This is a genomic window from Kocuria sp. MNB10, assembly GCF_054073685.1.
The window spans coordinates 142,132-154,309 of sequence record NZ_CM133411.1; the positions used below are offsets into that span (position 1 = coordinate 142,132).

Annotated in this window: 10 protein-coding genes and 1 tRNA gene; 8 read left to right on the forward strand and 3 right to left on the reverse strand. The window is 68.3% G+C overall.

Annotated elements, in window-relative coordinates; translation table 11 throughout:
• The first annotated feature begins 22 nt into the window (after window positions 1–22).
• Window positions 23–1,900, forward strand: a complete 1,878-nt coding sequence (sucB, locus tag ACW9PK_RS00590; RefSeq protein WP_457016228.1) for a 2-oxoglutarate dehydrogenase, E2 component, dihydrolipoamide succinyltransferase — start codon at window positions 23–25, stop codon at window positions 1,898–1,900.
• 124 nt (window positions 1,901–2,024) lie between these two features.
• Window positions 2,025–2,375, forward strand: coding sequence for a hypothetical protein (locus ACW9PK_RS00595; RefSeq protein ID WP_035961358.1), 351 nt, complete (start codon window positions 2,025–2,027; stop codon window positions 2,373–2,375).
• A 118-nt stretch (window positions 2,376–2,493) separates the two neighbouring features.
• On the opposite strand, the gene ACW9PK_RS00600 is transcribed toward ACW9PK_RS00595, so the two are convergent.
• Window positions 2,494–4,452, reverse strand: a complete 1,959-nt coding sequence (locus ACW9PK_RS00600; RefSeq protein WP_457016229.1) for a serine/threonine protein kinase — start codon at window positions 4,450–4,452, stop codon at window positions 2,494–2,496.
• 74 nt (window positions 4,453–4,526) lie between these two features.
• On the opposite strand from ACW9PK_RS00600, the gene lipB reads away from it, so the two are divergent.
• The 3 genes from lipB (at window position 4,527) to ACW9PK_RS00615 (ending at window position 7,311) form a co-directional block, all read left to right on the forward strand.
• Window positions 4,527–5,264, forward strand: a complete 738-nt coding sequence (gene lipB, locus ACW9PK_RS00605; RefSeq protein WP_098054537.1) for a lipoyl(octanoyl) transferase LipB — start codon at window positions 4,527–4,529, stop codon at window positions 5,262–5,264.
• 115 nt (window positions 5,265–5,379) lie between these two features.
• Window positions 5,380–6,387: a lipoyl synthase gene (lipA, locus tag ACW9PK_RS00610; protein ID WP_085105942.1), complete on the forward strand. Its 1,008-nt coding sequence runs from the start codon at window positions 5,380–5,382 to the stop codon at window positions 6,385–6,387.
• 174 nt (window positions 6,388–6,561) lie between these two features.
• The gene (locus ACW9PK_RS00615; RefSeq protein ID WP_035961354.1) at window positions 6,562–7,311 is read left to right on the forward strand and encodes a DUF4191 domain-containing protein; all 750 of its coding nucleotides are present in this window, start codon (window positions 6,562–6,564) and stop codon (window positions 7,309–7,311) included.
• Window positions 7,312–7,346: 35 nt separating this feature from the next.
• On the opposite strand, the gene ACW9PK_RS00620 is transcribed toward ACW9PK_RS00615, so the two are convergent.
• Window positions 7,347–7,793, reverse strand: a complete 447-nt coding sequence (locus ACW9PK_RS00620) for an RDD family protein (protein ID WP_064845162.1) — start codon at window positions 7,791–7,793, stop codon at window positions 7,347–7,349.
• 235 nt (window positions 7,794–8,028) lie between these two features.
• Between ACW9PK_RS00620 and glnA the strand changes: the two genes are divergently transcribed.
• The gene (glnA, locus tag ACW9PK_RS00625) at window positions 8,029–9,453 is read left to right on the forward strand and encodes a type I glutamate--ammonia ligase (RefSeq protein ID WP_085105940.1); all 1,425 of its coding nucleotides are present in this window, start codon (window positions 8,029–8,031) and stop codon (window positions 9,451–9,453) included.
• 55 nt (window positions 9,454–9,508) lie between these two features.
• Here the strand turns inward: glnA and mptB are convergent, their stop codons facing one another.
• Window positions 9,509–10,984 (reverse strand): polyprenol phosphomannose-dependent alpha 1,6 mannosyltransferase MptB, encoded by a 1,476-nt coding sequence (gene mptB, locus ACW9PK_RS00630; protein WP_253270453.1) that lies wholly within the window; start codon window positions 10,982–10,984, stop codon window positions 9,509–9,511.
• Between the two features lie 275 nt (window positions 10,985–11,259).
• Between mptB and orn the strand changes: the two genes are divergently transcribed.
• Together orn and ACW9PK_RS00640 are read left to right on the forward strand one after the other, a co-directional pair.
• A complete protein-coding gene (orn, locus tag ACW9PK_RS00635; RefSeq protein WP_094067060.1) occupies window positions 11,260–11,883 on the forward strand; it encodes an oligoribonuclease in 624 nt (207 codons plus the stop codon).
• Between the two features lie 106 nt (window positions 11,884–11,989).
• A tRNA-His gene (locus ACW9PK_RS00640) sits at window positions 11,990–12,065 on the forward strand.
• Window positions 12,066–12,178: the final 113 nt, after the last annotated feature.

A 12,178-nucleotide genomic window follows, 5' to 3' on the forward strand; every position in this document is an offset into this window, starting at 1 on the left:
TTAGAGAGGGACGGACGACACAATGTCTGAAACCGTTAACCTGCCCGCGCTGGGCGAGTCTGTCACCGAAGGAACCGTGACCCGCTGGTTGAAGCAGGTGGGCGACGAGGTGGCCGTGGACGAGCCCTTACTCGAGGTCTCCACCGACAAGGTCGACACCGAGGTCCCCTCCCCCGTGGCCGGCGTCGTCGAGAAGATCCTGGTCGAGGAGGACGAGGACGTGGAGGTCGGTGCCCCGCTGGTCGTCATCGGTGACGGCTCCGGTTCGGGTTCCGATGACTCCTCGGACGCTTCCGCTGACTCCTCGGACGCTTCCGCCGAGGAGGTCGAGGACGCCGCGACCGAAGCCGATTCCGGTGAGAACACCGAACAGGCCGCGGAGACCGAGACCGAGCAGGCCCCCAAGGCCGACACCAAGCAGTCCTCGGGCAACTCCGTGGAGGTCACCCTGCCCGCGCTGGGTGAGTCCGTGACCGAGGGCACCGTGACCCGCTGGCTCAAGGAGGTCGGCGAGCAGATCGAGGTCGACGAGCCCCTGCTGGAGGTTTCCACCGACAAGGTCGACACCGAGGTCCCCTCCCCCGTGGCCGGGACCCTGCTGGAGATCAAGGTCCAGGAGGACGAGGACGCCGAGGTCGGCCAGGTCCTGGCAATCGTGGGCGACGAGTCCGCCGCCAGCTCCGGTGACTCCGACTCCGACTCCGACTCCGACTCCGACAACGGTTCCTCCGACGAGTCGGGTGAGACCAAGGCCGAGCAGATCGAGGACGCCGCGACCGAAGCCGATTCCGGTGAGAACACCGAACAGGCCGCCGAGGCCAAGGCTCCCCAGAAGAGCTCCGGCTCCGAGGAGAAGCCCACTCCCGCCAAGCAGTCCGAGTCCGGTGCGTCCTCCGATTCCGGTGCCAAGTCCTCGGACTCCGGCACCAAGGACGTCCCCGGCTACGTGACCCCGCTAGTGCGCAAGCTGGCCCGTGAGAAGGACGTGGACCTGTCCACGATCACCGGCACGGGTGTGGGTGGGCGCATCCGCAAGCAGGACGTGCTCGCCGCCGCGGAGGAGGCCGCCAAGCAGTCCGAGGCTCCCCAGGTCCAGGACACCGGCGCCAACATGGCACCGGCCGTGTCCCGCCAGGGCTCCGAGGCCCAGCCGGCCTCCGCCCCCGCCCCGGACGCCAAGCGCGGCACCACGGAGAAGGCCCCCCGCATCCGGATGACCATCGCCAAGCGCATGCGCGAGTCCCTGGACGTCTCCGCCCAGCTCACGCAGGTGACCGAGGTGGACATGACTCGCGTGGCCCAGCTGCGTCAGAAGGCCAAGGACCAGTTCCAGAAGCGCGAGGGCGCCAAGCTCACGTTCATGCCGTTCTTCGCCAAGGCCGTGGCCGAAGCATTGCAGGCGCACCCCGTGCTCAACGCCACGTTCAAGGAAGAGTCCAAGGAGATCGTCTACAACGCCTCCGAGGACATCGCGATCGCGGTGGACACCCCCCGCGGGTTGCTTGTGCCGGTCGTCAAGAACGCCGGTGACCTGAACCTGGGTGGTCTGGCCAAGCAGATCGCGGAAGTGGGTGCCGCCGCCAAGGACGGTTCCATCTCCCCGGATCAGCTGACCGGTGGGACCTTCACCATCACGAACATCGGTTCCTTCGGTGCCCTGTTCGACACGCCCATCATCAACCAGCCGCAGGTCGCCATCTTGGGCACGGGCACGATCGTCAAGCGCCCCATGGTGCTCACGGACGCGGACGGCAACGACACCATCGCCATCCGCCACATGTGCTACTTGTCCCTGACCTACGACCACCGTCTCGTGGACGGCGCGGACGCCGGCCGGTTCCTGGGCACGCTCAAGAAGCGCCTGGAAGCGGGTCAGTTCGAATCGGAGGTCGGCCTGTAAGGGTTGCCCCGTGACCCACCGCGGTCAACCGTTCGGTTGATTTCCCGGCCGCCGGGATGTGTTCTGGATCACTCAGAACGCATCCCGGCGGTTTCGTGTGACGGGGCTCCGATAGGCTCGAATCATGTCTTTCCTCTTCAGCCTGATGTTGTTCCTCCACTTCCTCGGTCTAGCCGTCATCATCGGCACGTGGCTCTTCACCATGAAGCGCCCCACCGTCACGTCCGGTCAGTTCTGGGCCGCGATCGTGATGCTGCTGACCGGTTTGGTCATGGTGGTCTTCCGCGAGATGCAGGACGGTTTCGCGGTCAACCACATGAAGATCGGCGTCAAGCTGATCATCCTGCTCGTCGTGGCCGTCGCGGCGTTCATCGGGATGCGCAAGACCAAGCGCGGTGAGCCCGTGTCCACCGGGCTGGCCCACGCGGTCGGCGGTCTGGCCGTGATCAATGCCGCCGTCGCCGTGTTCTGGTGAGCCACCCGCTTCCCTGAACGTCCCCCGTTCCCACCGCACGCCCCGGTGCCGCGCGTTCCCTTCAGATTGCGACGGCACAGGGGCTTCGCGTTGCGCGGGGGCCGTCATGGGCCGCCTCTCACGGGGCGGCCTCGACCGGTGTGACGTCGGCGAGCCGCCACCCCCGCGGGGTCTGGGTCACCGAGATCCGCAGGGTCTGCAGGGCCTCGTCCCCCTGCCGGGTCACGTGGGAGCCCGAGGGTAATTCGCCGTGCCAGCCCCGCGTCCGGACCTCGGCGTCGTAGGTGCGAGTGCGGGCCGCCTCGGCGGGCGTGAGACCCGACCCGGCGCGGGGCCGCTGTTCGGTCAACCGGACGACGTCCATGCTCACACCGGACAAGGCCGTTAATCCCGATCCCGCGGTGTCCTGGGCCTTCGCGCGCCGGATCAGGTCCCGATCCCGCGCAGCGAGTCCCGAATCCGCGACGTACACTTCCGCGACGGCCGTCTCGTCCCCGGCCGCGAGCGCCGCCGCGCGGGCGGACACGAGGCCTTCGACGGCCCTTCGCGCCTCACCGTCCTTGTCCTGCATGGTCTCTCCTGGCGCGGTGGCCGATCGCTCGGTAGCTTCCCTGGACGCCCCCGCAGCGTCCGGCACGGGGGTCGCCCCAGGCGACTGCGAGCTCGTTCCGGAGGGTGTCCCGGCGGCCGCATCCGGGGGCGACGACGCCGTCCCCACCTCGGCTGCCGACGTCGCACCGGATTCGGCGGGCCTGGCGACGGGCCCGCCACCGTCCCACGCGAGGAATCCCCACGCCAGGGCCGCTGCACCCAGGACTCCGGCGGCCGTGAGCCACGCCCTGCGCCGCACGGACGTGTCCACCCCGGCCACGGCGACGCCGCCCGGACTCATCCGAATCCGACGCGGGGGAACGAGCCGACGGGGAACGGGGCGCAGGGGCATGAGGCGGCGGGGCCGCGCCACGGTGCCGTCCGCGCGGATGACCTCCGGGGTCATGCGTTCGGGTGGCCGGCCGACCGGTTTGCTCCGCGGTGCGGAGGCCGAGAAACCCGCGGCGAGTTCCTGCGCGGAGGGGCGCGCGGCGGGGTCGTCAGCCAGGGCGGCTTCGAGCATCAGCACGAGGTGACGCGGCGCGGCGGGACACATGAGCGTCAACGGCACCCGGTGCGACTCGGGGCCGGGGTGCCGGCCCGTGAGCGCGAGCCACCCCAGCACGCCCAGGGCATGCACGTCCTGCACCGCGGTGTATGCATCCTCCGCGGGGCCGAGCGCCACCCCGGGGTGCGCGGACCGATCCGCGACACCCCATGGCACGGGCCCCACCGAGCTGCCCGCGGGAACGCCGTAGCCGTCCACGAGCGCGCGCCCGTCCGGTGTGAGGAGGACGTGATGCGCCGCGAGGTCCCCGTGCACCCAGCCGCGCTCGTGCAGGTGCGAAAGCACACGAGCGACCGCCGCGAGAACCGGCGCGGTGTCCTCAGGCCGCAGCCGTCCCCGGTCGCGCATGGTGTCCTCAAGGGTCTTGCCGCGGACGTGGTCCGCCACGAGCGCCCGGGATACGCCGTCCCCGCCGAGGGTCGCGCGCACGCTCACGAGCTCGGGATGCGGTGACTCCGCCCATGCCTCGACGAGGGCGGCGATCTGCTCCTCGCCGGCCCGCCGGTGTTCGCGGTCCTCGGTCACGACGAACGTGACGGTGTACTTCTCATGGGTCGTGCGTTCCCGGGCCAGCCACGTGCGGGACCCACCGCCCTCCCCGAGCTTCTCCACGAGTTCGAGACCGTCGCGCTCGACCGTCTCGGCGGCCGGATCGCTCATCGACTCGGGCGACTCCGCACGGTCGGCGGGCTGCACACGGTGGACGGGTCCCGAATGGCCGGCGGATACCGCACTAGCGGTGGGGGCCATACCCGGGGTGGCCGCGGCGTCGTCGTGTCCCTCGCGACCGTGACGACGCCGCTCACCGGCGCGCACGGCCCGCACGCGGTCCCGGGCGCTGTGCCCACGCGACGGCGCGGATGCGTCACGGGCCCTGGACGGCGCCTCGAGCTGCTCCGGTTCCTGCTCTGCGTTCATGACCTCACTGTGCCGTGAAACACGGAGGCCCGCTCGCGTTATCCACAGACGGGCGGAAGGGATAGGCTGGCGGAATGGCTCTGCACTTCGAACGCATCGGTCTGGCACCGGACTTCGTGAACTACCGCGAGTGCTTGGACCTGCAGCGGGAGGTCCACGGCGAGGTCGTGGCCGGAACCCGCGGCAACACGGTGCTGATGGTGGAACACGAACCCGTCTACACCGCCGGGCGCCGCACCGAGAAGCACGAGTACCCGTGGGACGGCACGGACGTGGTCCCGATCGGGCGGGGCGGGAAACTGACCTACCACGGCCCCGGGATGCTCGTGGGGTATCCCATCGTGCGCTTGCCGATCCCCTTGGACGTGGTGCGCTTCGTGCGTGTCCTGGAAGAGGTCATCATCGCCGTGGTCCGCGACTTCGGCGTGCCCGCGACCACCGTGGAGGGCCGGTCCGGCGCGTGGGTGCTCGCGGACGAGCGGGGCCCCGATCGCAAGATCTCGGCGATCGGTGTGCAGGTCTCCAAGCGTGCGACGATGCATGGTTTCGCCTTGAACTGCTCGAACGACCTGCGCCCGTTCGGCAAGATCATCCCGTGCGGGATCACGGACGCCGGCGTGACTTCGATCAGCCAGGAGACCGGGAATCGGATCGACCCGGCGGACGTTGTGCAGCGTATGGAGCAGGAACTCGCGGCCCGTGAGGCGGACCTGTGCGTCGCCTTCGAACCCGATGTCCCGGCACCGCCCGTGCGACTGCCGCACACGGGTGACTCCCGAGCGAGGGACGCGTCACCCACCGCGGTGTCCTGACCGGGCCACAGCCACCGCACGAATCGCGGATCGTCGAGAACAGACCCCTGAGAACGGCCCGTACCGCTCATCCGCGTGGACCGGGCCCCGCCAGCGCCACCAGCGAGGAGTACTCATGACCATCGCCCCCGAAGGCCGCAAACTGCTGCGCGTCGAGGCACGCAACGCCGAGGTGCCCATCGAGAAGAAGCCCTCGTGGTTGAAGAACACCGCCAAGATGGGACCCCAGTTCACGGAACTGAAGTCCATGGCCCGGGGTCGCGGGCTGCACACGGTGTGCGAGGAAGCCGGGTGTCCCAACATCTACGAGTGCTGGGAGGACCGTGAGGCCACGTTCCTGATCGGCGGGGACACGTGCACGCGCCGCTGTGACTTCTGCGACATCGCCACGGGCAAGCCGGGCATGGTGGACGTCGCCGAGCCTCGCAAGGTGGCCGAGTCCGTGCGTGACCTGGGACTGCGCTACGCGACCGTGACCTCGGTGGCCCGTGACGACCTCGCGGACGGCGGCGCATGGCTCAACGCCGAGACCATTCGCGCGATCCACGCCCTGAACCCGAGCACGGGTGTGGAGATCCTGATCCCCGACTTCAAGGGTCAGCCGGACGCCCTGCAGCAGGTCATCGACGCCCAGCCCGAGGTCTTCGCGCACAACCTGGAGACCGTCCCCCGCATCTTCCGCCAGATCCGTCCCGCGTTCGCGTACGAACGCTCCCTGGACGTGCTGACGCAGGGCAAGGAGAACGGGATGATCGTGAAGTCCAACCTGATCCTGGGAATGGGCGAGACCGACGACGAGGTCTACGACGCCCTGTGCGACCTGCACGACGCCGGGTGCGACATCATCACGCTCACCCAGTACCTGCGCCCCGGGCCCACGTTCCACCCCATCGACCGGTGGGTCAAGCCCGAGACCTTCGTGGAGCTGTCCAAGCAGGCCGAGGAGATCGGCTTCCTGGGCGTGATGGCTGGGCCCATGGTGCGTTCCAGCTACCGCGCCGGCAAGCTGTGGGCACGCGCCATGAAAAAGATGGGCCGCGAGATCCCCGAGCACCTGTCCCACATCGACGACTCGGGTTCCGCGAGCCAGGAAGCCTCCTCCCTGTTGGCCCGCCTGGGCTGACGCCCGCGTCAACACCGCTCCGCGGACGACGCCGCCCGCTTCCGGGCGGCGTCGTCCGTTCCGGGCGCCGCGCGGCACCCGGGAGGGCTTCCCTACGGACGAGACGCCGCGTCGTCGGGCCTCAGCGGATAGAATGGCGGAGATCCCCTGTGTCAGCGAGTGCGAGGAAGAACTGTGTCACCAGCCACGTCCACCAAGGCCAAGGCCGCCGAACGCGACCGTAAGCGCGAGGAGAAGCGCCAGCGCAAGGCCGCCAAGGGCCCGGGCATCTTCGCGCAGATGAAGCAGGTCTTCCAGATGACTCGCGAGCGCGAGCCGAACATCCTGTGGTGGATGATCCTGCTCGGCCTAGGCGTGCTGCTCGTGTTCCTGCTCATCGGTGTGCTACTCGGCAACTGGATCACGTGGTTGCTCATCGGCATCCCGTTCGCGGTGCTCGCCGCCGTGATCCTGCTGTCACGGCGGGCCGAGAAAGCCGCATTCTCGCGCATTGAGGGACAACCCGGTGCCGCGGGGGCCGCGCTGTCCACCCTCAAACGTGGGTGGATCGTGGAGGAGGAACCCGCCGCGATGGATCCCAAGTCCAAGGACCTGTTGTTCCGCGCCGTGGGCCGCCCCGGTGTCGTGTTCATCACCGAGGGCCCGGTCAACCGCGTGGACAAGCTCGTGAAGAAGGAGCGCCGCCGCATCGGCCCGGTGATCCAGAACGTCCCCATCCACGTGCTCAAGTCCGGCAACGGCGAGAACCAGATCCCCCTGAGCAAGCTCACCAAGGAGATGAAGCGCCTGGAGAACAAGCTCACCAAGCAAGAAGTTCAGGTGGTCCACCGCCGGATGAACACCCTGCAGAACAAGCTGCCGATCCCCAAGGGCGTGGATCCCATGCGTGCGCGCCCAGATCGTAAGTCCATGCGCGGTCGCTGAACCAGCGCCCACGCACCGTGGGGCGATCCTGCTGATCAGCGCACGCGCACCAGGACGGTGTCGACCGCGCGATCGTGCAGACCCCGTTGGTCCTCGTCCGCGATCAGCGCGGGGATCACCAGACACAACAGCAGCGTGCGAAGGGCCGCTCTGCCGAAACCGGCGGGGCGGCCCTTCATCGTCTGGACCTGCAACCCCATGATCCAGTGCCCCGGGGTGCGCCCGAAGAACCCGACCATGAGCACGCTGATCACGAAGAACACCGCGAGGTTCATCAGCCCCGACCCGTTCCACTGCGCGAGGAACAGCCCCGCGAGGACCACCGCAAGCACCCAGTCGATCACCAGGGCCACCAGGCGCGCAGGGAAGCGAGCGATCGAGCCCGGCCCCTCAGCGGGGCGACCCAGACGACGACCGGGGTAGGGCTGGCTTCCCTGGGGGGCGCCGTCGAGCCACGAGCCCATGTCCTGGCGAGAAATCATGACTTCACCCTAACGGGCCGACGTGGGAGCGCGCGCACCCGCCGGTAGACTGGGGCTCGTACTGACCGGTCGGCGAGCCCTCCGTGCATCACGCTCCGGGCGTTACACGGACGAAACATTCGTGTCATGGACGGGCAACGCCAGGTTCCTACGCTGGACATCAGAACCGAACGACCGCGGTGGTCCCCGCCACCGCGGCGTCGATCGGACGCCCACACAGAAGGAGAACAGGTCCATGTTCCAATCAGCCGAAGAAGTGCTCGCGTTCCTCAAGGACGAAGAGGTCATGTTCGTCGATCTGCGTTTCACGGACATGCCCGGTGTGCAGCAGCACTTCAACCTCCCGGCCAAGGCGGTGGACGAGGACTTCTTCACGGACGGGCAGTTGTTCGACGGTTCCTCCATCCGTGGTTTCCAGGGCATCGCCGAGTCCGATATGCAGCTGATCCCGGACCCCCAGTCCGCGTTCGTGGACCCCTTCCGGCTCGAGAAGACGCTCGTGGTCACGTGCTCGATCGTGAACCCGCGTACCGGCGAGCCCTACCACCGCGACCCGCGCGGTGTAGCCGAGCGCGCCGAGGCGTACCTGGCCTCCACCGGTATCGCGGACACCGCGAACTTCGCGTCCGAAGCCGAGTTCTTCGTCTTCGAGGACGCCCGCTTCCAGGTCTCCCCCGAGCACACCTTCTACCGGATCGACTCGGACGAAGCCTCCTGGAACAGCGGCCGTGAGGAAGAGGGCGGCAACCTCGCGAACAAGACCTCCGTGAAGGGCGGCTACTTCCCCGTGTCCCCCGTGGACAAGCAGGCGGACCTGCGCGACGCCATGTGCGTGGCCCTGGACGAGGTGGGCCTTGAGGTCGAGCGCTCCCACCACGAGGTCGGTGCCGCGGGTCAGGCGGAGATCAACTACAAGTTCTCCACGCTGACCGCCGCCGCGGACGACCTGCTCAAGTTCAAGTACGTGATCAAAAACACCGCGGACTCGTTCGGCAAGACCGTCACGTTCATGCCCAAGCCCGTCTTCAACGACAACGGCTCGGGGATGCACTGCCACCAGTCGCTGTGGAAGGGCGGGGAGCCGCTGTTCTACGACGAGAAGGGTTATGCGGGCCTGTCGGACGTGGCGCGCTGGTACATCGGCGGCCTGCTGGAGCACTCCTCCGCGGTGCTCGCGTTCACCAACCCCACCGTGAACTCCTACCGCCGCCTGGTCAAGGGCTTCGAGGCCCCCGTGAACATGGTCTACTCGCAGGGCAACCGCTCCGCGGGCATCCGGATCCCCATCACGGGCACCAACCCCAAGGCCAAGCGCCTGGAGTTCCGCGCGCCGGACCCCTCGTGCAACCCGTACCTCGCGTTCGCCGCGCAGCTGATGGCCGGGCTGGACGGGATCCGCAACCGCATCGAGCCGGCGGACCCCATCGACAAGGACCTCTACGAGCTGCCGCCGGAGGAGGCCAAGGACATCAAGAAGGCCCCGGGCACCCTGTCCGAGGCGCTCGAGGCCCTCGAGGCGGACCACGAGTTCCTGCTCGCCGGTGACGTGTTCACCGAGGACCTGATCGAGACCTGGATCGAGTACAAGCGTGAGGTCGAGCTCAAGCCGCTCTCTGTGGTCCCCCACCCGCTGGAGTTCCAGATGTACTTCGGCGTCTGATTCCCCGCTCCACACCAACGCGGCCCCGCTCCTCGTGAGCGGGGCCGCGTTCGCGTCACAGCACGGGCGACGTCGCCCGCTCGCCACGTGGGGGCCGCGCCACACGTCGGGTGGCCGGGTCCAGTAGCCACAGGTAGATGCCGTACGTCAGGGCCACGAGCGCGGCGATGACCCGCGCCGCGAAGAGGTTCAGGTCCAGATAAGGGAACACGTCCAGCTGGTCCGCCACGGCGTAGACCATGAAGAACGCGGTCACAAAGAACAGCACGTCCACCTGCCAGTCGTCGCGGATCCCGGAGATTGCGAACAACGGGATGAGCCACACCACGTACCATGCCTGGATGATGGGGGCCAGCAGCACGAACGCAGCGAGCGCCCACGCGAGCCGGCGGAACAGTTTGGCATCCCGCCCCACGAACATCAGCACGACCACCACCGCGGCGGAGAGCACCGTCCCGGCCGTGTGCACGGCGTCCATCCACGCGGAGCCGTTGAACCCCCACGAGCTGCCCACGAGCTGCGCGAACAACCCAAGCAGTCCGATCGGCGCGTACCAGATGTACACGGTGCCCGGTGTGGAGACCGCGGAGACCCACCCGAAACCGAAGCCGTTGACGAATCCCATGAGCGCCAACAGGGCCACGGAGTAGGCCAGCGTGAGGGCCCAGATCGCGAACCGGCGCGGCCACGACGCACCGCGCCCGGCCCAGAGCAGGCCCACGAACGGCAGGAAGATCAGTGTGATGGGCTTGATCGCCACAGACAGGGTCACGAGGGTCGTGCCCGCGATCCCACCCTTCCAGTTGCGGTGCATTGCCGCCACGTAGGTCCCGATCAGGGCCAGGGCCAGCATGATCGCGTCGTTGTGGGCGGCCACCACGAAGTTCGTGAGGAACAGCGGATTGGCCACCGATAGCCACATGGCCCGCCGCGGATTGACGCCGTGCAGCCGGGCCAGGCGCGGGATGACCCACATGCACGCGATCACGGACACTACGCACAAGGCCCGAAACAGCAGCACGGAGGCGTCCGGGTCCGCACCGGTCACGAGGACCACGAGCTGTTCGAGCCACAGGAACACCGGGCCGTACGGGGGCGGGGATTCCGCCCATAACTGGTCCGCGCCCAGTTGGAAGAAGTTGTCGATCGTGGAGACCCCGGACTCGTACGGGTTCAACCCGTTCGCCATCACGCGGCCCTGCCCGATGTACGAGTACACATCCCGACTGAACAACGGGATGCTCACGAGCATGGGCGCCGCCCACGCCGCGATCGAGATCAGCACCCAGCGGGCGCTCTCCGGTCCCCACGGTCTGAGTTTCTGGCCCAGGCGCAGCCACTGCCGCACCAGGAGCATGGCTCCGAGGGCGAGCATCACGACCGAGACCACCACGCCCACGGTCTCGAAGCGCATCCACATGATCAGCGGGATGCGCCGCAGCGAGGACACGCTCGCGAGCCATCCCACGCCCAGGGAGCCGAACAGCAACATGAGCGAGCCCAGCGAGCCCATCACCACGGTGCGGGTCAATGACGTCGACGACGTCGCGTCCCGCTCCGGGGCTGCGTCCCGTCCGGTTCCGGGGGGCGTCGGGTGACGTTCCGTCCTGGACGTGATGCGCACTACGGGCCTCCCGGTGCTTCCGCGGTGGCCGCAGATGAGGGGTCTGGGAATCGTCCGCCGCGGCGCGCGGTGCGCGGGGGCGGCGTCGGGGTGATCCTACCGTGCGACGTCGTACGCCAACCGGATGCCCGGGGCGAGGCGGCGTCGCGGGGGTGCCCACACGACGCGATAGATTGGAGGGCGTGACGACTGCAAACCGGAAAATAGTGTGGATCGACTGCGAGATGACGGGGCTGTCCCTGTCCGATGACGCGTTGATCGAGGTGGCCGCGCTCGTGACCGACGACGAGCTCAACGTGCTGGGCAGTGGCGTGGACGTGGTCATCAAACCCCCGCAGGCCGCGCTGGATCAGATGTCTTCTTTCGTGCGGAACATGCACGAGACATCCGGGCTGCTGCCGGAGCTCGAGAACGGCATGGACATGGCGCAGGCGCAGGACGCGGTGCTGGACTACATCCGCAAATGGGTCCCCGAACCGGGCAAGGCGCCGCTGGGTGGTAACTCCGTGGGCACGGACAAGACGTTCCTCACGCGGGACATGCCGCAGCTCGTGGATCACCTGCACTACCGGGTCATCGACGTCTCCACGATTAAGGAGCTCGCGCGGCGCTGGTACCCGCGCGCGTACTTCCAGGCGCCCGAGAAGACGGGCAATCACCGTGCGCTCGGAGACATCGAGGACTCGATCGACGAGCTGCGATACTACCGCCACATCCTCTTTCCCGGCGATCCCGGCCCCACCTCCGACGACGCCCGCAAGATCGCCGCGCTCATCAAGGCCTCCCCGACCCGCTCGGGTTCCTGACCGGGACCTGACGCGTTCAGGCGCTCGATGCGGGAATCCGCCCGGGCGTGCGCTATAGTGGTCGTCGTTGCCCGGAGGGATCGAACGGTTCTTCCACGGGTTCATGGTGGGCGTAGCTCAGTCGGCAGAGCGCCTGGTTGTGGTCCAGGAGGTCGCGGGTTCAACCCCCGTCGCTCACCCCATACACGAGGTGCGAACATCGATCGGTGTACCGGTCGGGGTTCGCACCTCGTTCTCGTTGGCGGGCCAGTCCTGCATGACCTCGACCGCCCGCTTCCCAGCGGCCCGTCCGGCC

Excerpts from the sequence above, each read along its gene's own strand:
- ACW9PK_RS00620 (WP_064845162.1), bottom strand. The coding sequence starts at position 7,793 with ATGATTTCTCGCCAGGACATGGGCTCGTGGCTCGACGGCGCCCCCCAG.
- glnA (WP_085105940.1), top strand. The coding sequence starts at position 8,029 with ATGTTCCAATCAGCCGAAGAAGTGCTCGCGTTCCTCAAGGACGAAGAG.
- ACW9PK_RS00595 (WP_035961358.1), top strand. The coding sequence starts at position 2,025 with ATGTCTTTCCTCTTCAGCCTGATGTTGTTCCTCCACTTCCTCGGTCTA.
- lipB (WP_098054537.1), top strand. The coding sequence starts at position 4,527 with ATGGCTCTGCACTTCGAACGCATCGGTCTGGCACCGGACTTCGTGAAC.
- sucB (WP_457016228.1), top strand. The coding sequence starts at position 23 with ATGTCTGAAACCGTTAACCTGCCCGCGCTGGGCGAGTCTGTCACCGAA.
- ACW9PK_RS00600 (WP_457016229.1), bottom strand. The coding sequence starts at position 4,452 with ATGAACGCAGAGCAGGAACCGGAGCAGCTCGAGGCGCCGTCCAGGGCC.
- lipA (WP_085105942.1), top strand. The coding sequence starts at position 5,380 with ATGACCATCGCCCCCGAAGGCCGCAAACTGCTGCGCGTCGAGGCACGC.